Below are 23,049 nucleotides of genomic sequence, written 5' to 3'. Positions count from 1 at the left end.
AAAAATGACAGTCCTAAAGCTCCCTGTTGGCCTTGCAAGCTGCATGGAACTCAGAACATCATTAGGAAATCGTGTGCAGCCTACATATGGCCGCTTATGTCATGGAAGACGATGAAATATTTCCTTCATGTCGTAATAACTTTGCTTCAAGCGTTCAGTGTAACCAACTTTATCCCACTGTTTCCATGTGTAAACTTGGATATTGTGTAAAGAATAGTTCTTCAGTGCACGTGTCTGTGCCCCAGCCATGGATTTCGTTTCTTTGTCGACTACCCAAGGCAAAAATCGAATGCCTTCTGTCTGTATCGTTGACAGATCGCGCTTACGCTCTACTTTCCCGTAAGAAATCACTTGTTTCGTACTTGGGTCGGCGAAGCCAAGCAGCATCCACGGAATTCGAATTTCGACGATGTTATCCTTCGCATTCCAAGTTGCTAACGAATTGTATGACTTACTGTTCGGATCGTTCGTCCCTCTTATCAGCTTGCCTACGACGATATCCTGGAATGGATGGGCAGATCTCGTATCCGGCGGCTCCATTTTCAAACTGACGGCCAGCTTCCATGGATTGAACAGTCCTGAGTTATCCTTCATTTCCTCCGGCTTTGGTTCAACCATCCAATAGCCGGAAGGGCCATATAAACGGTTGTTAAAGTCATAATTTGAAGCGATGCGCACCTCGCTATTTTTACCGATAACGGTCAGCGTTTCCAGCCCTTCATCCAGCTTCAAGCCAGGAAGCTCCTTCATCGCGCGATTGCCGCCAGTCTGCGTATGCGCTCCGATGTACAAGGTCTGCTTCTCTGGATCGAACGGCTTATCCAACTTAAGCATCGTATATACATAGCCTTCGTCATGGGTCGCCCACATCTCCTGGACACCCGGCAAATCTGGCTTCAGCAGCATCTTCTCTTCGTCAGGAATTGCATCCCAATCCTTCGCGTCGCCATCAATAACAATGGCGTCTTCCTTGCTCGGATACATTCCTAGTAGCCCGAACATTTTCTCATTCGTCAATACGTTGAGCCAGTATGGCCTGCGATCGGCTGGAACTTCGATTTTCATCGTATTCCATGTCTTCTTAAACCACTCGTCCTGCCACATGAACAATATGGCTCCCGCATAATGCTCATCATAAATATCCTGCGTGAGCGAAGCATCGATACGCCCTTGTTCCCGCTCATCATGGCCGCCTTGATTGCGCCCACCCATGCCTAAATGGGAGATTCCAATCGAAGACGGTACGCCATATTCCGTTATCATGACTGGCAAGTCCTTGAACTCCGCCTTCAGCTTGCGCAAATAAGCCTTATACGTATTGAACTGTCCCTGCTTATCGCGTATCGTCTGCAATGAAGCATCCAAGTGGAAGAAGTCCGGGTAATACGGATAGACGTGATAGGCAGCAAAATATCCCGCATTCCAAGCCTTCGGCTGAATATGTCTTGCATCGACACTTACCATATCTTCCTGAAACAAGGGCTCTCCCGGATGCTTTAGCACATCCGTCGTCACCCAATTCGTGAATGTCATCGGATGATGCCAACCATATTCGTTCTCCACCGCGGCAGTGTAATCAAGCATTTCGGCGAGCCAACTCTCGAATGGACTCGCTTGCCTTGTGGCGCTAAAATGAGCGCCGGTATAGGCCTCCACTTTGTTATGCTTCTTATTCGTCTGATCAACCATCACAGGATCCCACTCTGTGCCGATATGCCAAGCCATCAAGTAGTCTCCTGCATTTGTTCGGTACTTGCCCTTCGCTGTCCCGGCATTGTCGGGGAGCGTGACATCTCCGTATACGGCGCGAACGACCTTTTCGATTTCACGCTTGAACTTATCTTTGATGTTCGGCAAATAAGCATCCTGAGATTCGATAAGCTCTTCTTCAGGTGACCATATGCCTTGAATAAAATAGAGCGGGCGCTCCGCCTTATCGCGGTTAAACTTTACAAGCGCTTCGTAAAATACCGGATTATGCACCGTGTATACCCGAATCACATTCGCGCCCATATCATGTATCTGTTGGAACCAGCGCAGATAATCCTCCTCTTGAATCGGGAATTCCCCGGGGAAATAACCTGGCAATGTTGCGCCTAAGTTGACTCCCTTGGCAAAGATCGGCTCAAAGCCGCCTTCTTTGTATTCCAGAATGCGGTCGCCTTCCGTCTTGAATTTCAGCTTGATGCCATCCTCACCAGCATAGGCAACAGGCTTGGAAGACAGCAATTCCGGCATCCAATACAATCCGCCTGCAAGTATGATCACAATCGGCATCAGTATGCCTATTATTAGATTTCGTTTTTGTCTACGGTTCATGAATATTCGCCTGTTCACCCTCTCTGCGAGTGTTGTCCGCAACCTTATCTACTATCTAACCAAGTTTTTTTCTGGAATAACATGGTTATTTAGTCGCGTTTTGAAAACTAGGACCCTGATTTTCCATGATTAATTGCAGCGTTGAAGTAGTGAAAAAGCCTATTGTAAAGCGATTTATCCCCTCCTTTCTCGATATGATAAATGGATCGTTTGGAGAATTTGTAAATCGACTTCATTTGTCATCATTAGACGCTGCAAAAGCAAAAAGGTTTCGTTTTTGTAACCATTTTACCAATAATATGTATTTCTCTCGGACTTTGGTCACCCCTTTTTTAGTAAAGATCCGTCCATCTGTACCACAGCCATTTGGTGCACACAAAAAAACAGGAGGACAGCTCCTCCTGTTTTATTCACCCTTTTTCCGGCTGTACCATAGCCATACGCGCGCAACGTCCTTTTCTGAAAAACAATTCGCGGTATAGGTATGTCCGCTCATAATCGTAACACGCAGAGAGCGGATGCACCACTGCCGCTGAAAATAATTGTCCTTCGCCGAGATAGATACGATATGCGGTCTCAGCATGTAATGCGACTTTCTCGCGATCGCGCGAGTACGAATCATGAGCTGCTTGTCCTGAATCCCCATTCCCGCGTCCTTTAGTCGCAGTGTCCCCATTCCAAGCAATATCGGCATCAAGAGCCACAGCCAATGGGCCATCGTCCCCTGCCACCAATAGAGCAGGCCATAAGCAATGAAGAAGAGCAGCAGTTCCATGCGAACATAGTACCACCAAGACCGTCCAGGAGGCCGATGCTGCACTGTATTCTGATCCATATTGACTTGGGGTACAAAATGAGCTACTAAGTCCGGGATATCCCGAACTCGCACAAGCGGATGAAGCAACAGCGATTCCTTCTTGTCCGCTGACAGAACTCCTACCTCCACCTGCGCATAACCGAGCAGTTGCCGAAGCATGCCCTCTTTCACGATAATCTCTTGTACACGTCCTGGTTTAAAGGCGTTCACCTTTTTTTCGAACAGCCCATAGGAAATGACGATTTCCTCTCCCTGTACAACTGCCGTAAAGCGGTAGTATTTCGCAACGAAAAGCAGTGTTGAGATGAACCAGGCAAGGATAAAGCCCCCAACTCCGAGCACAATGTAAGTCAGGTGACTTGGAAGCAAGGACATGACCTGATCCATAATTTTTTTGAGAAGTCCTTCGGGCAAAATCAACTTCAACAAATCATCTGCGAAATTCGTAATCGCCACATAGAAGGCAAGCAGCATGCCCAGATGGATCGTTGTCGCCGAAGAGAGGAATAACGTTCCTATCCCCAGCCTTATGTCCCGTGCCGAGAAGCCCGTGCCCTTCGTCTGCCTGTCCTGATCCATCTGATCCACGCCCGCTGTCGCACGGACATTGTTACTAGACTGCGAATCAACGGCTTCCGCTATCGTCATAGTTGTAGGTACATCGCCGCGTTCCAGGCCGATATGCTCGGTTCCTTGCTTGCGCAGCATCAAGACTGTACGCAGCTCCTCAGCATGTGCAAGCGACAATGTAGGCAGCACGCCGTCTCCATCCGCCTCTCCGCCAGGTGTTTCGATCTTTAGTTGAGCCGTACGGCTTAAGCGCTGCAGGAAGGACTGCTCCAAGCGTACCGAGTGAATGCGCCGATAAAAAATCGTTTTTTCTTCCCGAACAAAAATTCCTTTATTGATGACGAGCTTATCTTCCTCAAAGCGGAAGGTAAACCTTCTCCAATCCAGCACCGCATCTATGAGCGCATAGACAACAATGGCAGCAAAAAGCATCTGTATCCACAAATGATCCTTAGCCTTCCATGCGTAGAGAATGAGGAAAGGCCATATGGCCTTGGCTACCTGTAGAATCGAAAATCCCATGTGCAGCGGATGAAGGCGCATCTCCTTATTCTTCATGGTCATCCACCTTCGCCAACTGTGCGATTCTTGCTTTCAACCACTGGGCCTCCTCCTCCTGCACTGCAAGAATATGATGCGTAGTGGCTGCCGTCACAACAGATACCTGCGACAGTCCAAACTTGCGGAGTAGTGGGCCGCGTTCTGTCTCCACATGCTGTACCCGATTCATAGGTACAATCGTATGTTTCAAATAAATGACCCCTGACTGAATATGCAATTCTTCCTCAAACACTTCAAATGCAAAATAACGATAGGTTAATGACGGCTCAATCCATACGAACCAAACGAATGATAATCCCCATAAGCCTGCTGCAATCCATGCAGGATACAATATCCAGCCCTGTATAGAAGCAATTATGGCATATGCAGCAATAATCGCAGCCAGTATGACGTGGGCAATTACACCTGCAATTCGAGATGCTTTCTTATAATCAGGATGCAGCCTGTGCCGTAGCTTGATGTCCATATCCATATCCATATCCATCCCCTTCACCAGCAGGAAACTTATTTGCTCATACCCTCTGCAATCTTGATCAACTCTTCTTGTCCCACATCCGGATTTGTAGGAATTAATGTATATCGGAAGCCGCCTTCATCCCAAGTTAGCGAGTGTATTTCATCCCAATACCATCCCGTCGTACCGCGTACCTCAACTGCCGTCCCTCGATCCCTTTTGGAGTCGGCAGGCGTTTTGAACAGACTTTCATTTATATAAGACACATTGTTTTTATCATACTCCAAGGAGATTTCCGTGCGCTTCATTTCTCCCTCCAACTGCGTCAACTCCGTCTTCTTTAATGAAAATTCCTTATCTTTTATTTGTAGAAATGGGGCTCCTGCCGCTTGCTTCGCTTCTTCCAAGGATACCAGCTTCACCGGATTCAGCTCATTAATATCACGTACCGGAATGTCTTTCGGTATGCTCAACTGGAACGTACCTGCCGTAAACTTCGGCGCCATATCCAGCTTCGTATATTCGAACATGGATTTGACCGCACCGCTATCGATTTTGCTCTTTATCACCATCCAAGAAGACTGATCGACCCATAACTCCATTTGCTTCAGCAGGGCATCCTTCTTCTTGGATGCAGCCTTAATATGAACCGTTTGATGCTCGCCGACTTTCTCTTTCCCCATCGATTCAATATGATATGATTTGTTTAAATGCTCCAGCATACTTTTCAACTGCTCCCGCTGTGACATCGGCCGCATCCCGTCGCCTACTTCCATTTTGAACGCCTGCTGATTATGCTCATCCCATACCGTAATCAGCTTGCCGTCACTCACAGATACAGCCCGTTCGTTATCCTTGATTACTTCTTCTCGTTTTTTCTTCGTCTCTGCATCCGACCACTCCTTAATCGCATAACGCTCTGTTTCCTTCCCGTTCTCGTACGTGACCATGACCCCTTCCGCATAGTACGATAGTTCTCTTTTTCCTGCTTCCAGCGCCTGGCTAACGAGCTGCTCTCCGCTCCATTTCGCACTATCGGCACATCCGGTAAAGATCAAGCTGCTTGCCAGCAATAAGCTTCCTGTTATTCGGAACATCTGCTTCATCCTTCCTCTATTTCTGATTCCCGTTCGGACGAAAATCGACATGCTAACAACGTGCCATGCGGTGCGGCCGACCAAACGCCAATGCACCCGCCATGCCGCTCTGCAATCATGCTTGCGATACTAAGTCCGAGCCCCGATGATCCCCCAGTATGAGATTTTGTCCTTGCCCTGTCAGCCTGGTAAAATGGCTGGAACAGCTTCTCCAAATCCTGCGGCGCGATCGGCTCCCCTTCATTCTGAACGAGCAGCACTAATGAATTTCCTCGCCAAGCTTGTACACTGTCTGCAAATTCCGGGAACAACCATTCCGGCAATGCCTGATTCTCTGAAAAGGCCCCCAGCCAAATCCTCTGTTCGCACGGTGTATAACGTATGGCATTGCCCATCAGGTTATCTGTCAGCCGCACCATCTGCTTCGCATGGAACGGGTAGACACCCGACACCTCATTGCTCACTTCAAGATGAATGCTGCGCTGCGCGCATATCGCATCATAACCCGAAAACAGCATATCGAACAGTTCTTCTCCATCGACGAAAACACGCTCCTGCTCATTTCCTCTCTCTGAAGTACGAAGCGCTGTGTAGGTTGCCAAATCGTCCAGCATCTGTTGCATGTAGCCGATTTTGTCGAACATAATGTCGAAGTATTCCCGCTTCTCTTCCTCCGTTACCTGCTTGTCCTGCTGCAACGATTCTGCATACGCTCGAATCGAGGTAAGCGGCGTCTTCAAGTCATGGGACAACGATGCGATCATATAGTCCCGCTCCCGCTGTTCCGCAGCAATTTGCCCTCTGGCCTGCTCAATCTGCTCCTTCATGCCGTGAAAATGTGCGATCAAGGCCCCCATTTCGTCCTTTGTAGTGCGGCCCATATCGGGAACCGGTTCATTGCGGGCAAAGGCTGTCATTTGCCGCATCAGTTGCTTCATCGGCTGATTCAGCTTTCGCTGAATAACCACGAGCGCACCGCCATACAGGGCAATAAAGAACAGCACGGCACAGCCGATGACGGTATACGTGCGGTACTGGAAGGCATTAAGCCACTGTTCGCGCACCATCGTGATTTCATAGAACCCAATGAGGGTTCCTTTCTCGAACACCGGCTTTTTCACCATATACGTATCATGGCTTTGCTCCAGCTTGTACAGGTTCTCGTACAACTGCTCCGGATTAACACGGTATATAGAAGGAAGCAGCCTGTTCTCCATTGAAGTGAATACTTGAACACCATCTGCTCGATACAGCGTGATCTTAAGCGAGTGGCTTGCGACTCTACTGACCGTTAGGAACTTATCCTGCGGCTGGATGTGATACAGCGAAGGTGATTCTATCACCTGCTCTACTTCACTTAGGCGCTTCATCACATCCATATATTCGGCTAGTCCCTTCGTCTCATCATAGGACTGCAGCAGCCCAAATAAAGCAGCGAATGCCACAAGCGGCAAAATCATAACGACAAGACAGGTGATCATCAGCCAATGAGTAATTTTCATGTGCACCGCTCACCAATGAATCGATAGCCCGTTCCCCATACCGTCTGTATATATGTGGGATTGCGCACGTCATCCCCGAGCTTCGTGCGCAGGCTCTTAATATGAACGGACACGGTATTGTTGCCTTCCGCATCTGCCTGCTTCCATACATATTCATACAATTCCTTCTTCGTAAAGGCGCGCTGTGGATGATGAGCAAGAAGTACTAGAAGCGCCCATTCCTTGACTGTTAAGGCGATGGGCTGACCTCCCACGCTAGCGAGTTGCTGCTCTTCATCAATGGCGAGTCCGCCTTCGAAGGACAATCTGTTCGTTGAGACCTCAGACCCATCCGCGTACCGTTTGAATCTTCGCAGGTGCGAATCAATTCTAGCCGTAAGTTCGGACAGACTGAACGGTTTTGTTACGTAATCATCTGCTCCGAGCTTCAAGCCCTGCACCTTTACCTCATCCTCAAGCCGGGCACTTAATATAAGAAGCGGAGCGTCGCTCGACAGCCGGATATTTTTACATAATGTGAACCCATCCATCTCCGGCAACATCAAGTCAACGATAGCCATGTCATACGAACCGCTGCGAAAGTCCTCCCAGCCCTCCAGTCCTGTGGAAGACCAAGTAACTTTGAATCCTTCCCGGCGCAAATGATCTCCAACAATTCTCGCGATTTCTCTATCATCTTCGACAAGTAATATGTTCGCTTTCATGTGTCCCTCGCTCCTTGTCTACATTATAGTTGTCTCTGTGCGCATTCTTTCGGATTTTATACTTTCTTTATAAGCGATCCGAATTAGATGCTGACATAAATACCTGCGATCTCTTTTACTTTCGAGCAAAATAATAGATATAGCAGATCCAACTTTCGGTTCCTATTTCTGTAATTCTCTTATTTCCATTTCCAACCATAAGATATCCATACTTCCTATCATAAAAAATGGGCCCGCCCAGCAAGTAGATTCTCTACTTACAAGACAGCCCATTCGTATCTTCCTATAAATATGTTACATAAGTGCCGTATGCTTACACGTTCTCAAAATAAAGCTGCTGCTTTACCTCATAGCGTTCAAGCGCCAGTTGAATCAAGCGATCCAGCAGCGCACCGTACGCAAGCCCTGTTTCCTTCCACATGAGCGGATACATGCTGAACGGCGTAAAGCCTGGCATTGTATTTACTTCATTGATGAACACCTGCATATCTGAACGGCGTACAAAGAAGTCTACGCGAGACAAGCCGGAGCCATCTATCGCACGGAATGCGGTAACTGCCATCTCACGAAGGCGATCCAACAGCTCTTCGTCCAGCGGCGCAGGAATGACAATTTGAGATTTGCCGTCGAGATACTTTGCCTTGTAATCGTAGAACTCACCCGAGGACACAATTTCCCCTGGCACGGATGCGTCTGCTTCGTCATTGCCAAGCACGCTTACTTCTACTTCGCGAGCATCTACGAACTCCTCTACAATAACCTTGCGGTCATAACGGAGCGCAACCTCAATCGCTTGTTTCAGCTCCACATCATTGCGCGCCTTCGAAATGCCTACCGACGAGCCCAGGTTAGCTGGCTTAATGAAGCATGGGAAGCCAAGCTCTGATTCAATATTAGCCATAACATCAGCCTGATGATTCTTCCATTCACTGCGAATGAAATGAACATATTTGCACTGAGGCAAGCCCGCATGCGCAAATACCTGCTTCATCACGGCCTTATCCATACCAACAGATGATGCCAGTACGCCTGCGCCGACATAAGGTACGTTTGCCATTTCAAACAAACCTTGGATCGTGCCATCCTCTCCATTCGTTCCGTGAATCAGCGGGAACATGACGTCGATCCGCTGCTCCGCTATCCCATTGCGATCCACTCGAGCGAACAGCATTTCCATTGCATCCTTCGTGTGCCCAGCAGCCTCTTCTAATGTAAGTTCCGATTTATCGCTAAACGGTTGATGGCGCACTTCTCCTATGCGCCATTCCCCTACCTTCGTAATATAGAAAGGAATAATTTCATATTTCTCGTAATCCATTGCTCCCATAACGGCAAATGCCGTCGATAATGATACTTCGTGTTCTCCTGATTTGCCGCCGTACACCAAGCCGACGCGCATCTTCTGCTGTTGTCCCATAATTCCCTCCGTCAGCGCATCAAGCGCCTGTTGTCCCCCTACGCTGTCTTCATTGTCCTTTTATAAGGCATCGACAATATGAAGGAAGCGATATTGCGTCGCCTCTGTCCACGCGTAAGAATCCTGATAGTCCCAATAACGGTGGCGGCTATTTGTCGTATGTGCATTGATGAGCGGCATGCCGTTCACATCAAATGCGGTAACGATCGTTGTATGTTGGTAATGGCCGTTGCCATCCCAGTCATATGCGATAATATCGCCGAGCTGCAGCTCTGTTGGCTGTTCAACCAGTTCCGCCCGCAAACCAGTTCCACTATTCGCAAGCAAACGCTCCAGGCTGTTTGCAACTGCCCAGCTATAGCTCCAACCTTCTTGACCGTTGACCATCCCTTTATACCACCAGCCCGCTTCTCTTCTACCAGTATAGTTCATAGGCACTCCCCCTGCAAAGAGACATTGGGAGACATAATTGGTGCAATCGACCTCAAACGACAGAAAACGGGGATTGGGCTCATTCCACCACTGCTCTGCATATTGTACAGCCTTCTCCCGGCGATACGGAACTGATTTCTGAGGCCGCATATTACCTAACACATCACGATTTAATAAAGGTACAGAGCGGCTCTGCTTTTCGGCATAACTTCTCGTCTCTACTAGTTCGCCTTCTACTTGATTGCCATGACGCTCATAGGCCGGTGTTTCTACACGAGTAATAATCCACCTGTCACCGTCACGGTTCAAAATTAACCGCTCGATATCGATTCGCTCATCGAATAAGGTCACGCCCTGCTGGTCATATTCGCGCTGGACATGAAACTCTAAATCAACAGCTACCTCTCCGTCGCCTTCATGCTTGCGCACAATCTTCGCCTTCGTCTCACTTTTCAGCGGTGTCGTTCCGCGTTCGCGATACCACAATTTCAATCTTCTAGCCCGCTCGCTTGCCTTCATGACATAATCCATATCTTCAATAGGAGCCTGAACTGCGTAATTCCGATCATCCACTTCAGATCGATTATGTTGATCTACATATAGGTACAGCGTATTCTTCCAATCTTGCCGCATGCTACTGCCTCCTTGTACGGGCGCGCCTCCGGCGGACAACCGTCCTTGAAAGCCGCGGTATATTGCTACCATTATATGCATCTATCACATCGCTCATGTCGTGAGGATATTTGAAGCAAAGAGCACGTACATTTAGGCATTTTTATGCAGAAAAACCTCTTTACGCTCATACGGGAACACGCTATACTGGAGATGTGAAGCAATTATGAAATTATGTTTCATCTGGTGAAACAGAAAGAAAAACAACTACCTGTAATACCTACCAACATACTTTGATTCAGCATCACCAAGCAAGAGAACACAGAACCAAGAAGGAGGTTTCTCTATGGCAAGAACAGATGCTTTTTCTACAGCACGCGAGCTAACCGTCGGCAATCATTCCTACCGTTATTACAGCTTGGAGGCGTTCGAGGCGCAAGGCCACGATATTTCCCGCCTTCCATTTTCGATCAAGGTGCTGCTTGAAGCAGCCCTGCGCCAATTCGATGGCCGCGCCATTACGAAGGATCACGTGAACCAAATCGCCAATTGGGCGAATGGCCGTGATGAGAATAAAGAGATTCCATTCATTCCAGCACGTATCGTGCTTCAGGACTTCACGGGCGTACCAGTCGTTGTCGATCTTGCAGCGATGCGGGATACAGTGAAAAAAGCCGGTGGAGATCCGAAGCAAATTAACCCGCTTGTTCCGGTTGATCTCGTAATCGACCACTCTGTCATGGTTGATGCATTCGGCTCAAAGGATGCTCTCGAATATAACATGAACGTGGAATTTGAGCGCAATGAAGAGCGCTACCGCTTCCTTCGCTGGGCGCAAACCGCGTTCGACAACTTCCGTGCAGTACCGCCTGCAACAGGTATCGTTCACCAAGTTAACTTAGAATACTTGGCTTCCGTAGCTGCTACGAAGCAGGTCGATGGCGTTACCGAAGTATATCCTGACTCGCTCGTTGGCACAGACTCGCATACGACGATGATCAACGGTCTTGGCGTTGTAGGCTGGGGTGTCGGCGGTATTGAGGCAGAAGCTGGCATGCTCGGACAGCCGCTCTACTTCGTTACGCCAGAGGTAATCGGCTTCAAGCTGACAGGCAGCTTGGCGGAAGGCGCTACGGCGACTGACCTTGCACTGACGGTTACCCAAATGCTGCGCAAGAAGGGCGTAGTCGGCAAGTTTGTTGAATTCTTCGGCCCAGGCCTTGGAAACATCAGTTTGGCCGACCGCGCAACTGTAGCGAACATGGCTCCAGAATACGGAGCAACGATCGGCTTCTTCCCAGTTGACCAAGAGACATTGAATTACATGAGATTGACTGGCCGCTCCGAAGAGCAAATCGAGCTCGTTAAGGCGTATTATACAGCTCAAGGATTATTCCGCACGGAGGCTACAGAAGATCCGGTGTTCACGGATGTCATTGAATTGGATCTCGGCTCGATCGTACCAAGCTTAGCAGGTCCAAAGCGCCCGCAGGATCGTGTGGAACTGACGAACATGAAGCAATCCTTCCTTGATATCGTGCGTACGCCGATTGATAAGGGCGGATATGGACTCAGCGACGAGAAAATCGAACAGCAAGTTACTGTTGCTCATCCGAACGGTGAGACAACACAACTGAAGACAGGTGCTGTTGTGATCGCAGCAATCACCAGCTGTACGAATACTTCCAACCCTAGCGTAATGATCGGCGCAGGACTTGTTGCGAAGAAGGCGGTAGAGCGCGGCTTGAAGAAGCCAGCTTACGTGAAGAGCAGCTTGACTCCTGGTTCGCTGGTCGTTACAGAATATTTGAACAAATCCGGCTTGATCGAGCCGCTCGAAGCGCTTGGCTTCCACGTTGCTGGCTACGGTTGCGCTACATGTATCGGTAACTCTGGTCCGCTTCCTGACGAGGTAAGCAAGGCGATCGCAGATGAAGATATGACCGTTGCAGCTGTCTTGTCCGGTAACCGCAACTTCGAGGGCCGTGTCCATGCACAGGTAAAGGCGAACTACCTTGCTTCTCCTCCGCTCGTTGTGGCATATGCACTCGCAGGTACAGTCAACATCGACCTTGCGAGCGAGCCACTCGGCTACGACAACAACAATGAGCCTGTATTCTTAAAGGATATTTGGCCTACATCTGAAGAAATTAAAGAAGCTGTTGCCCAAGCGATTTCGCCAGATATGTTCCGTGCCAAATACGAAAATGTATTTACGCAAAACGAACGCTGGAACTCCATTCCAGTTCCAGAAGGCGAATTGTATGAGTGGGATGAAAAGTCCACGTACATTCAGAATCCCCCGTTCTTCTCGAACCTCGGTTCTGAATTGAACGATATTGCAGATATCCGCGACGCGAAGGTATTGGCGCTGCTCGGCGATTCCGTAACAACTGACCATATTTCTCCAGCCGGCAATATTAAGGCAGACAGCCCAGCAGGAACATACTTGATCGATAACGGTGTTGCTCGTCAAGACTTCAACTCGTACGGTTCCCGCCGCGGCAACCACGAGGTCATGATGCGCGGTACATTCGCGAATATCCGCATCCGCAACCAGATTGCTCCAGGCACAGAGGGCGGCGTAACGAAGTACTTGCCTACGGATGAAGTCATGTCCATCTATGATGCTTCCATGAAGTATCAATCGGAAGGGACGAACCTGATCGTTATTGCAGGTAAGGAATATGGTACAGGAAGCTCCCGTGACTGGGCTGCTAAGGGCACTTATTTGCTCGGCGCAAAAGCTGTTATCGCGGAAAGCTTCGAACGCATCCACCGTTCCAACCTTGTCGGTATGGGCGTGCTCCCGCTGCAATTCCAAGACGGAAACAGTTGGAAAACACTTGGCTTGACGGGAACAGAAACCTTCAGCATCGTTGGCTTGTCCAACAGCGTAGAGCCGGGACAAACCCTGCAAGTGCAGGCGACACGCGAAGACGGAACGCAATTCGAATTCCCGGTTACCGTTCGTCTCGACAGCATGGTTGATGTAGACTACTATCATAACGGTGGTATCCTGCAAACGGTGCTCCGCCAAATGATTGCGCAAGAACGCTCGCACGCGTAAACATAAATAAGATCGGCCCAACATTGTAAATGAAAGAGCACCCCTTACAACAATATTGGCAGGGCACCTTATGTGTTCATCCAATAAAGTGTAAGGGGTGCTTTTTAGTTCAAAGAAAAAAAGAGAAGTATAACTCAATAATTTACGGCTGTAATGATTGAATGATTGTAATGAAAAACTCAGCAATGGCAGCTTCAGCTATCTCCCTTTTCTGCAAGTTTTCTCTGTATGGAGAGCTGTTCACGTCTCAACTCCATCTGTTTTCTTTGAGAGTCACACACATCTAAACGCCGACCGAATCCGAAAGGAATCAACCTTAGCCTTCTCGTTTCTATATAAACGTCAACCTGAGATTACTCTGCAGGAATCGTTAGGTCGATTCCGAGCGTTTCTTTCAAGCCTGCCGCCCCCGACTCCGTTATATGAATGGCCCTCGTATCCGGCAGCCTCTTTATCCAGCCCAGCTCCAGTATTCTTTCCGCATCAACCTATGGAAACGAGCAAACAAAAAATCGCAACAAAACACATTCAACCGAAAATCCTCTATTATGGAACACCCGTTATTTTATTGAGCACCTTAAATGAAGATGGAACTGTCAATATTAGCCCCCTGTCCTCCTCTTGGGCGTTAGGGAATTGCGTTGTGCTCGGAATCGGGCTAGAAAGCAAAGCAATTGAAAATCTACAGCGTCATCAAGAATGCGTCATCAATTGCCAAGTCCTGATTTGTGGGGAAATGTCGAAAAGCTGGCGCCTTATACAGGAAAGCAGCAGGTTCCTGAATGGAAGCTGCCGGTAGGGTTTTCTTATTATAAGGATAAATACGAGGCAGGTGAACTGACGCCGATTGAGTCATTTGCCGTACAGCCTACACGCATTGCGGAATGCCCGATTCAAATTGAAGCACAGGTGAGACATATCCGTATCCCCGAGCATACTTCGTTTATGGCAATTGTCGAGACGGAAGCTGTTCATGTGCATGCCCACCAGCATATCCGCATCGACGATAATCATATCGATCCTCGGAAATGGAGTCCTCTGATTTATAACTTCCGCCATTACTTCGGATTGAGTGCTGAGCTGGGTAAGACATACCGAGCAGAAACATAAATCAGCAAAAAAAGCCGCCGTACCGGAAAAGTAAGATCCTTTTTCCGGTCAGCGTATTTATCATTCCAAGTTGAACATGTATGTGAAAATTGTGCATCTTCCCCTTTGGAACTGCCCTCGCTGCCCCTTGTTCTTTTGCATACTCTATTCATAGAGTCTATTCACGGCATATTGCAACTGAAACAATCTGCAAAAGGAGGGCTGGAGTGATGAATATATTTCCGAATCAGACTTATAAACGAACCCGAGACTGGGCTGCCGGAACCGCTCTTAACCTTCAACAATTTCAAGAACGATATCGTGTGATTTATCCTAGTGAAACGATTATGCTGCCCCCGCCCAAAGGAGTGGACACGCCTCGATGGGGATCTATCTGTCACTTTGATGAGGCATTCGTGGCAGTAATACCGGGAGGAAGGGTCATGACAGGGAGCGGTCACGTCGTAACCCCCGACCATTTCCGGCTTCAAGACGTTGAACTTCCCCCTTATCCTTACCCGTTCAATGAGCTTCCTGAGCCGCAATATACGCCAGAAACTGTAGCCACATTAATGTGGGGCTGGAATATTCCCGGCTATGCATATCACCAAGCTATTTTTGGGCATTGGTTTTTTGATTATTTGCCTCGCATTCATTTGCTGGAGCAGAGCGGAATCGCTATCGACAAGTATTTGGTTGGCCAACTGACGCATTCTTTCCAATATGAGTCGCTGCAAATGATCGGCTTTCCGATGGAAAAGTTAATTCAAGTTGACCGCAACGATTTCCATTTGGTCGCAAACAAGCTGGTCGTGCCGGCCATCCCGTTCCTTATTGGCGGGTGTCCACGCTGGGCCAATCAATTTATTCTCACCCGTTTGAAAGATACTTCCATCGCTCCCCGTCCTGGCTATGAACGAATCTATGTCAGCCGCCAAGATGCATTCGCTCGTCACGTCATCAATGAAGAGGAAGTCATGCAGGTTTTGGCCGAGAAGGGCTTTGTCCGCATTGTGCTTACACCGCTGTCCACGGCGGAGAAGATTGCAATCTATTCATCCGCGCAAGTTATCGTCTCGCCGTTCGGAAGCGGAAGCATTAATACCGTGTTTTGTAATCCAGGCTCTACATTGATCGAACTGACGCCGATAACGGTTATGGATGGATACTTTTGGAAGATAAGCAATCATGCAGGGATGAATTACTATGAGGTTCTATGTGATATCGAGCAGCCGCCAAAACCGCTCGCTGGCTTTGATAATCTGATCGTCAACATCGACAAGCTAAAGCACGTGCTTCATATGGCAGGCATTTAAGTATCTAAGTATTTTAGTATTTAAGGCATGCCTGCCATATGGTAGGCCAAGATCCCAGTGAGGATTAGGGGCCAGCACAGGACAAGATCAATAAACGCAACATCCTTATCGATTACAAAAAAGAAAGCATTGCTTTATACCCACTGTGTGGAATGAAGCAATGCTTTCTCTTCTAATCGGCACTTTTCCGTTTCCGATTCCTAAATCACTCATTAAAGAATGGGAACGGAAAAAACGTAATGCTATTAATCCGTAATTTCTACCACGACAACATTACCGCCAAACGGATCCAAGCGATATTGCCCTGGAGCCAAGCCCTGGGTTATGATCCCCGCCGCCATATACGTATGTATTTCCTTTGACCTTCACGTTGTTCAAATGAACATCGCCTTCACCAACTTGTTTGCCGATAATCAGGTCCCCGTCAATAACGGTGTTTTGCAGTGTTACTCCTGCCGCATTGATGAAAACCGTGCCTTTCAATTGCTGCTCTCCCGTTGTGGGACCGTGTACACCTTCCGCACCAATCCATGTGCCATAAGCATCGAAGACACGATCGAGCAGTGTAATTGCTTCAGCTCGCGTGATTCCTTGATTCGGGCGGAAGGAGCTATCTGCATATCCCTTCATCAGCCCTTGTTCGGTTACCGCGGCAACCGCCGCTTGCGCCCATGTCGCGATCCGCTTACTGTCCTTCCAAGGCAAGTTGCGCTCAGAGGATGCGAGCTTCATTATCGTTTGCAAGGACACTTCCGCCTCTTGGCGCGTTAATGTCTCTTGCGGTTTGAATTGCTTAGTGTCATGCCCTTTCATATAGCCTGCGTTGACAGCTGCCGCTATATCTTGGGTGTACCATTTCTTCTCTGCCACATCGATAAAGCCCGGCTGCTTGCCTGGCTGTGGCTGGAACATGCGTCCTAGCAGCGCTGCCCACTCCGCTCGCGTCACCATTCGATTTGGGACAAAGGATTGCGCCTCATTGCCTTGCACAACACCGCGCTTGCTCCATTTTAGTGCCGCCTGCTGCGCCCAATGGCCTGACAAATCCGTGTACAATACCTTCGAATTGTCATTGTCCTCCTGAATGCCCCCCCATCCTACTATCCTTCGAGTCATTCATTGCCGCATGTGCCGGTGCAGCCATGGTGAAGAGCAAGCTGCTGACTAGCAAGCTGGACAACCATGTTCTCCAATTGTCTTTCAATTCTTTCATCCCCTAACGTATATCTAAGCTGCTATATTAGTTCCAAATACTCATTTCATTCTTTTTTAACATTTATGAATAAGTATTTAGACCTTCTCACTCCGTACAGGAAGAGGTTCTTTAGATCTACCCCTTTTTGCCTTACTTGTTATTGGAAAGTAGATTGAAAATGTTAATATGATCGTTAAAATTTCAACCATTATCATGACCATATGATAGGTATTCGCATAGGATAAAACACATAATTCGAAGTGGCTTCACGCTTCCGAAATCTATGTTAACGCTTGCAATATTTTTTGGGGAGGCGATTCCATTGGATGTCACGCTTGTCGGGATACACTGGTTGTATCTCTTGTTCATTGGGCTTATTATTGGCTTTCTCATCATGCGGAGGGATACAACAATCGTATGTATGGCGGGGATTTTCCTGCTGGGCTTGCTTGCGACTGCCTCAGTCAGCTCAGCGGTCAGCGGCATTTTCACCAGCTTCATTTATGCTATTAGAGAATTACTTGGCACCATTCTTATCATTTCTATTATTGTTGCGATGAGCCGCGTGCTTCTCGCATCCGGCATTAATGAAACAATGGTTTCACCGTTCACCAAGCTTATGCGCGGACCCGCGCTTGCCTACTGGACGGTCGGGATCGTTATGGTTGTCATCAGCACCTTCTTCTGGCCCTCTCCCGGCGTTGCCCTTATTGGCGCTGTCCTGCTGCCTGCCGCGATTCGCGTAGGGCTGCCGCCGCTAGCTGTAGCAATGGCTATGAACCTATTCGGTCACGGGATCGCGTTATCCGGTGACTTCATTATTCAGGGAGCTCCGAAGCTTACCGCCGATGCTGCCGCATTGCCGGTGAAAAGCATCCTTGAAGCAAGTGTCCCGCTCGTGCTCGTAATGGGAATCGTAACAACATTCGTTGCTTTCTGGATGATGCGCCGCGATATGGGACTCGGACGTCTGACTATGAGCACGGGAATCGCTAAAAACAACAACCGCAGCAGCTTCGAAGTGACCCGTATCCCCTTATCCCCTGTCGCAAAAATGATTTTAGCCATTCTTATTCCCCTCCTCTTCGTTATCGACCTCATCATGTTGTTCCAGCTAAATCTTCAGGGCGGGGAAGCAACTGCGCTTGTCGGCGGGACGGCTGCAATTATCCTCATCGCGGTTACTCTGCTTACGCATCGCTTGCAAGCATTAGAGCAGACGACCAGCTATCTGGTTGATGGCTTTCAGTTCGGCTTCAAGGTGTTTGGCCCCGTCATTCCGATTGCAGCCTTCTTCTATTTAGGCGACTCTGCCTTCTTCGAAATCTTCGGTAAAACCCTGCCCTCCGCTTCACACGGCATTGTGAACGATTTAGGGATTGCGCTTGCGCACAGTGTTCCTCTCCATCCGGCTGCCGGCGCAATTACGCTCACCATCGTTGGTGCAATTACAGGACTGGATGGCTCGGGATTTTCAGGCATCTCGCTCGCTGGCTCCATCGCAGCTCTATTCGGTACCGCCATTGGCGGCGGAACCGACACCCTGACTGCTCTTGGCCAAGTAGCTGCAATCTGGGTCGGAGGCGGAACACTCATCCCTTGGGCGCTCATTCCCGCTGCAGCTATATGCGGAGTCAGCCCATTCGAGCTGGCGCGCCGGAACCTCGTTCCGGTTATCATCGGTTTAACCGTGACGACATTTGTTGCGATGCTGCTGCTTTTCTTATAACAACAAGTCCCGCCTGCCACCACTTTACAGCAACGACAGGCGGGACTATATATATGTCTAATCCAGCATTATCTTGACTCTTTTCAGCGTATTCATTTCAATTATGCCTGACAGATTCCCAGTTTACTGTTCATCATCATTTATTGTGCTTATCCTCGCTTTTGTGTTTGCCATCCCCATTACTTCCATGATCCATTGACTTGTTCATACTGCCATTATGCATGCCGCCATTTTTCATTCTCTCTTTTCGCTTCAAATAGCGTTGGTGGGATATTTCATCAATTTCCTTCCACGTTGCTTCCTTACCCTTTAGCGCTTGATTGTCCGACACGAACTTCTTTGCCGCGTCCTGTGTAGCGAACAACGCATAGCCATATTTCATCGGTGTCTTAATTTCCGCCTTTACCGGAGTTGAATCCTTCGCTGACACCCATTCCAAGGTACTATAATCTCTTACCCAGGATGCGGCCGGCTTCTCTTTCATATCTCGCTCATAATTCAATAAGCAGCCGACATCGTCAAAATAGAGATGCTGGCCATCTGCTGTCTGCATTTGCGCTGTAAACATCCCCATATCTTCTTCTCTCAAATAGATTTTCATTTGGCAAAAGGCGCATAAGTCCTCATGAGTTGGCTCCTCCGCATGTGGTGCAGCCAGCTCTTGCTTGGATTGTGTCTTATTTTCAGTTGATTGGCTAGCGAGTTCCTTCCCCGTATTCGAAATCGCTGCTCCTTCAACTGGTGCCGCAGCTTGTCCGCCCTTCTCTCCCGCATGGTCTGCACCGCCGCATCCAGCCAGCATACTCAGCATTATGATCGAACAAATAAAAATAGTTAACCCCTTTTTCATATAACACCCTCCACGATGGAATTCATTGACAAAACAAATGCTAGCAAGCAATTGTGAGGAGATTGTGAAGGAAGTGAAATGAATTGTTGAACTTTATGTTGCAATTTTCCAAAAAGAAGTACAAAACTTCATAGATTTGATCAGATTTTATGTCTAAAGCCGCTATAATGTTGCTATATTCCATTTTTTGAATAACAGGAGGAAGCGCCTTATGCGCCCTGCATCTCTCATACTCAAGCTGCTGCCTATGCTTGTGCCGCTCGCTCTTGCTTTTGTTCTTGCCGGGTGCGGCAAGGAGCATTTCCAGCCCGTAGAGCAGCAGCCTATTATCGCCAGCGCCAATGTGAAGGATCACAGTCTCACCTTCCTTGATCCTTCCCGTAATAAAGTGTCCGCAACCTGGCAGCTTGATTTTCCGCTAAGCGGCGCCCTATTCCTCGGACAAGATCAGTTACTTGTCTACGGCAAGCAAGCGGACAAGGCCCTTATTTATCAATTGTCTACAGGAAAGCAGATCAAGACGTGGAACGTAGGCAAAGGTGTGGCTAATGCGCTGCTGTCCCATTCGAAGCAGCTTGTCTATGTTGTCGATCAGCACCATAAATCCATTCGTGCTTTCCGCCTGGACGGCACGCTTGAGTACGAGGTGCCTGTCGGCAAGCAGCCCCTGCATATGTATGAAGCGAAGGACGGAAGCAGGCTGTACGTCATCAATTTTGATGATACGACAATGTCCATTATCGACACAAAATCACACAAGGTTGTACAAACTTTCGGCATTAATGAATCTTCAGCTGGCGGACTGCTCTTGGACGATCGACGTGAGCTGTGGGTTGGCGGCCACGGAACCGGAGCAGAGGTCGAGTCGGACATCCATGTGTACAACATGGATACTGGGTTGCTGATTCGACGCATCCCAGCTCCTTATATGCCCGTAAGCTTCGCTCAGACGAATACAGGCATATTTGCATTGAGCCACGGTTCCAATACGCTCCGCAAGTTCGATCGGAGCGCCGGCGCTGAGCTTGGCACGCTCAAAATTGGCGCCAATCCTTTTGAAATGAAGGCCATTGGCAGCTACTTATACGTCGCTAGCTATGACAGCAACGAAATCTATATTATCGATCCCGAGTCACTCACCGTCAGCTCAATCATTCCCGTGGGTCAGGGGCCATTCCAGATCCTGTCCAACTCATAAGCACAAGGAGGAGCAAGCATGAACCAAACTCGATTGCTCATCATTGATGATGAAGATGATATGAGAGCACTCGTGCAAATGTACTTAAAGAACTCCGGATTTGAGGTGCATCAGGCCGCGAACGGCGAGGAAGCACTGGAAGTCCTGTCTGCCATGCCCATCGATCTAATTGTTGCCGATGTCATGATGCCGGTACTCGATGGCTTTACGCTCTGTCTGAACATACGCCAGTCCTCTAACGTCCCGATCGTCTTCTTGACCGCAAGAGGAGAAGAATGGGATCGCGTCTATGGCCTAAAGATCGGCGCCGACGATTATATCGTAAAGCCGTTCAGTCCAAGCGAACTGATCGCACGTATCGACGCGGTTCTGCGCAGAGTGCACCGGGAATCCGCAGAAGACAAAACGGTTCAACAGTACGGCCAGATCGAAATTAATGAACGAGGAAGAACAGTGAAGGTATGCGGCGAACCCTTATCTCTTACCTTGAAAGAATTTGAGCTGCTGCTCTTCTTATGCCGCCACCGTGGACAGGCACTCAGCCGTGAGCAGCTTCTGGAGCACGTGTGGGGCATCGATTACGAGGGCAGTGTTAGAACTGTAGATACGCATATCAAAACACTGCGCATTAAGCTCGGCAATGTGGGGGAATTCATTCAAACGATGTGGGGCATCGGATATAAACTTGAGGTGTAAACGCATGAAGCAGCTTACCTTAGCACAGAAAATGTGGCTTATTGTGTGCGCGGCGATTATCGGAACCGTGTCTTTTTCGTATGCGCTCACTCACTATTTCTATGAAAAATACTATGTCGAAAAGGTAGACGAGGGACTGCGGCTGGAAGGGCTGCGGCTTGCAAGCAACTATAGCGGCGGAGAAGTAACCGCCAAGCTGCGCGATCAGATTGATTGGTACAACAAGATGTCAGACTCGGAGGTGTTTCTTGTCACGAATCCTCGTGAGTTAAGCGCCTGCCTTCCTTTTGAAATTGAATACGACTCTCTCATCAGCGAGCAGGATCGCCAGCAGCTCCTTCAGGGAAAACCCGTTACCAAATCGGGGTTCGAAGAACGATTCGGCCGTACGATTTTATCTGTCAGCATCCCGCTTCTGGACGAGAATCGCCTACAGGGCATTTTGTTCCTGTACATCCCGCTTGCAACCATTATAGAGATGAATAAGGAACTGACCAGTATTTTCATTCCGATCACCGTCTGCTTCGTGCTCCTGTCTCTTGTGCTGGGCAGAACATTAATCAATCGCATCACGCAGCCTCTTCGCCGCTTGGAGGCTGCCGCCCATGAGATGGCTCTCGGCAATTATGAGCAGCGCGTTCCAATTACGACACATGACGAAATCGGCAAGGTGGGACAAGCCTTCAATCAGATGGCGTGCGCTGTTGCCCTGGAGGATAATCGAAAGAAAGAGTTTCTCGCAAACGTATCCCATGAGCTGCGAACGCCGATCAGCTATGTGAAGGGTTACAGCGAAGCGATTCTCGATGGGGTTGTAGAATCCGTGCAAGACCAGCGCAGCTATCTTGGACTGATCCATCGTGAAGCTGGCCGCATGCAGCGGCTGGTTCATGATCTGCTGGAGCTGGCCAAGCTGGAGAACAATGCCTATCCGCTTGCCATCACCCATCTTGTGTATGCACAGCTTATTGAGGACGTGCTGATGACATACAGGCCCATCCTGTCCCAGCAGCAAATTACACTGGCAACTGAGCTTGATCCGGAGCTTATCATTGAGGCCGACCAAAATCGAATTGAACAGGTTCTCCATAACCTGCTGGACAATGCCATAAGGTATACGCCTAAGCACGGGACAATCAGAATCGGATTGCGTGCAACCTCGAACACCCATTGTGAGCTGAGCATTAGCGATACCGGCATTGGCATTGCCCCGGAACATCTGCCTCACATAAGCGAGCCGTTCTATCGAGCCAATAAGGCGCGAACCCGCAAGGACGGCGGTACTGGTCTGGGGCTTGCCATCGTGTCTAATATTGTCGCTATGCATGGCGGCACGCTGGCTTTGCACAGCATCGAGCATGAGGGCACGACCGCGACGATTGCACTGCCGCGATACAGAGAGACATGAAGACTTGCGGGTT

Annotated in this window: 16 protein-coding genes and 1 pseudogene; 7 read left to right on the top strand and 10 right to left on the bottom strand. The window is 48.8% G+C overall.

Annotated elements, in window-relative coordinates:
• Nucleotides 1–99: 99 nt before the first annotated feature.
• The 8 genes from NO352_RS24460 to NO352_RS24425 form a co-directional block, all read right to left on the bottom strand.
• The gene (locus NO352_RS24460; RefSeq protein ID WP_289356975.1) at nucleotides 100–2,319 is read right to left on the bottom strand and encodes a hypothetical protein; all 2,220 of its coding nucleotides are present in this window, start codon (nucleotides 2,317–2,319) and stop codon (nucleotides 100–102) included.
• A gap of 406 nt (nucleotides 2,320–2,725) precedes the next feature.
• Complete coding sequence (locus NO352_RS24455; protein ID WP_289356974.1) at nucleotides 2,726–4,264, bottom strand: PH domain-containing protein; 1,539 nt, start codon at nucleotides 4,262–4,264, stop codon at nucleotides 2,726–2,728.
• Nucleotides 4,254–4,739 carry a PH domain-containing protein gene (locus NO352_RS24450; RefSeq protein WP_040735244.1) on the bottom strand — a complete coding sequence of 162 codons (486 nt, stop codon included), beginning with the start codon at nucleotides 4,737–4,739 and terminating at the stop codon, nucleotides 4,254–4,256. The genes NO352_RS24455 and NO352_RS24450 overlap by 11 nt, the downstream gene beginning before the upstream one ends.
• 32 nt (nucleotides 4,740–4,771) lie before the next feature.
• Nucleotides 4,772–5,818 carry a LolA family protein gene (locus NO352_RS24445; protein ID WP_262866377.1) on the bottom strand — a complete coding sequence of 349 codons (1,047 nt, stop codon included), beginning with the start codon at nucleotides 5,816–5,818 and terminating at the stop codon, nucleotides 4,772–4,774.
• 5 nt (nucleotides 5,819–5,823) lie between these two features.
• Nucleotides 5,824–7,320 carry a HAMP domain-containing sensor histidine kinase gene (locus NO352_RS24440; RefSeq protein WP_268598949.1) on the bottom strand — a complete coding sequence of 499 codons (1,497 nt, stop codon included), beginning with the start codon at nucleotides 7,318–7,320 and terminating at the stop codon, nucleotides 5,824–5,826.
• Nucleotides 7,317–8,024 (bottom strand): response regulator transcription factor, encoded by a 708-nt coding sequence (locus tag NO352_RS24435; RefSeq protein WP_289356973.1) that lies wholly within the window; start codon nucleotides 8,022–8,024, stop codon nucleotides 7,317–7,319. Before NO352_RS24435 ends, NO352_RS24440 begins: the two co-directional genes overlap by 4 nt.
• Nucleotides 8,025–8,337: 313 nt before the next feature.
• On the bottom strand, nucleotides 8,338–9,441 hold the full coding sequence (locus NO352_RS24430; RefSeq protein ID WP_289356972.1) for a D-alanine--D-alanine ligase: 1,104 nt from the start codon (nucleotides 9,439–9,441) through the stop codon (nucleotides 8,338–8,340).
• 60 nt (nucleotides 9,442–9,501) lie between these two features.
• A complete protein-coding gene (locus tag NO352_RS24425) occupies nucleotides 9,502–10,506 on the bottom strand; it encodes an amidase domain-containing protein (RefSeq protein ID WP_268621287.1) in 1,005 nt (334 codons plus the stop codon).
• Between the two features lie 325 nt (nucleotides 10,507–10,831).
• Between NO352_RS24425 and acnA the strand changes: the two genes are divergently transcribed.
• From acnA to NO352_RS24410, 3 genes and pseudogenes are all read left to right on the top strand, one after another.
• Nucleotides 10,832–13,555: an aconitate hydratase AcnA gene (gene acnA, locus NO352_RS24420; protein WP_289356971.1), complete on the top strand. Its 2,724-nt coding sequence runs from the start codon at nucleotides 10,832–10,834 to the stop codon at nucleotides 13,553–13,555.
• A gap of 490 nt (nucleotides 13,556–14,045) precedes the next feature.
• Nucleotides 14,046–14,665: pseudogene (locus NO352_RS24415) on the top strand (flavin reductase family protein).
• A 209-nt stretch (nucleotides 14,666–14,874) separates the two neighbouring features.
• Nucleotides 14,875–15,960, top strand: coding sequence for a glycosyltransferase family 61 protein (locus tag NO352_RS24410; RefSeq protein ID WP_268598952.1), 1,086 nt, complete (start codon nucleotides 14,875–14,877; stop codon nucleotides 15,958–15,960).
• A gap of 273 nt (nucleotides 15,961–16,233) precedes the next feature.
• Here NO352_RS24410 and NO352_RS24405 read toward each other — a convergent pair whose 3' ends face one another.
• On the bottom strand, nucleotides 16,234–17,076 hold the full coding sequence (locus NO352_RS24405) for an S-layer homology domain-containing protein (protein ID WP_289356970.1): 843 nt from the start codon (nucleotides 17,074–17,076) through the stop codon (nucleotides 16,234–16,236).
• A 401-nt stretch (nucleotides 17,077–17,477) separates the two neighbouring features.
• Between NO352_RS24405 and NO352_RS24400 the strand changes: the two genes are divergently transcribed.
• Entirely contained in the window at nucleotides 17,478–18,884 is a 1,407-nt protein-coding gene (locus tag NO352_RS24400) for a hypothetical protein (RefSeq protein ID WP_289356969.1), read from the top strand.
• A 136-nt stretch (nucleotides 18,885–19,020) separates the two neighbouring features.
• Here NO352_RS24400 and NO352_RS24395 read toward each other — a convergent pair whose 3' ends face one another.
• Entirely contained in the window at nucleotides 19,021–19,734 is a 714-nt protein-coding gene (locus NO352_RS24395) for a nitrous oxide reductase accessory protein NosL (RefSeq protein ID WP_268621278.1), read from the bottom strand.
• Nucleotides 19,735–19,945: 211 nt separating this feature from the next.
• Here NO352_RS24395 and NO352_RS24390 point away from each other — a divergent pair, with 211 nt between their 5' ends.
• The 3 genes from NO352_RS24390 to NO352_RS24380 are packed head-to-tail and all read left to right on the top strand — an operon-like array spanning nucleotide 19,946 to nucleotide 23,036.
• Nucleotides 19,946–20,932: a YncE family protein gene (locus NO352_RS24390; protein ID WP_005543307.1), complete on the top strand. Its 987-nt coding sequence runs from the start codon at nucleotides 19,946–19,948 to the stop codon at nucleotides 20,930–20,932.
• Nucleotides 20,933–20,950: 18 nt separating this feature from the next.
• Entirely contained in the window at nucleotides 20,951–21,628 is a 678-nt protein-coding gene (locus NO352_RS24385) for a response regulator transcription factor (protein WP_005543308.1), read from the top strand.
• A 4-nt stretch (nucleotides 21,629–21,632) separates the two neighbouring features.
• Nucleotides 21,633–23,036: a sensor histidine kinase gene (locus NO352_RS24380; protein WP_289356968.1), complete on the top strand. Its 1,404-nt coding sequence runs from the start codon at nucleotides 21,633–21,635 to the stop codon at nucleotides 23,034–23,036.
• The last annotated feature ends 13 nt before the right edge of the window (nucleotides 23,037–23,049 follow it).

Source organism: Paenibacillus sp. S-12 (genome assembly GCF_030363895.1).
In the GTDB taxonomy this organism is placed as follows: Bacteria; Bacillota; Bacilli; order Paenibacillales; family Paenibacillaceae; genus Paenibacillus_B; species Paenibacillus_B alvei.
Note: the sequence above shows the minus strand (reverse complement) of the source record. Positions and strands in the feature narration are given on the sequence as shown.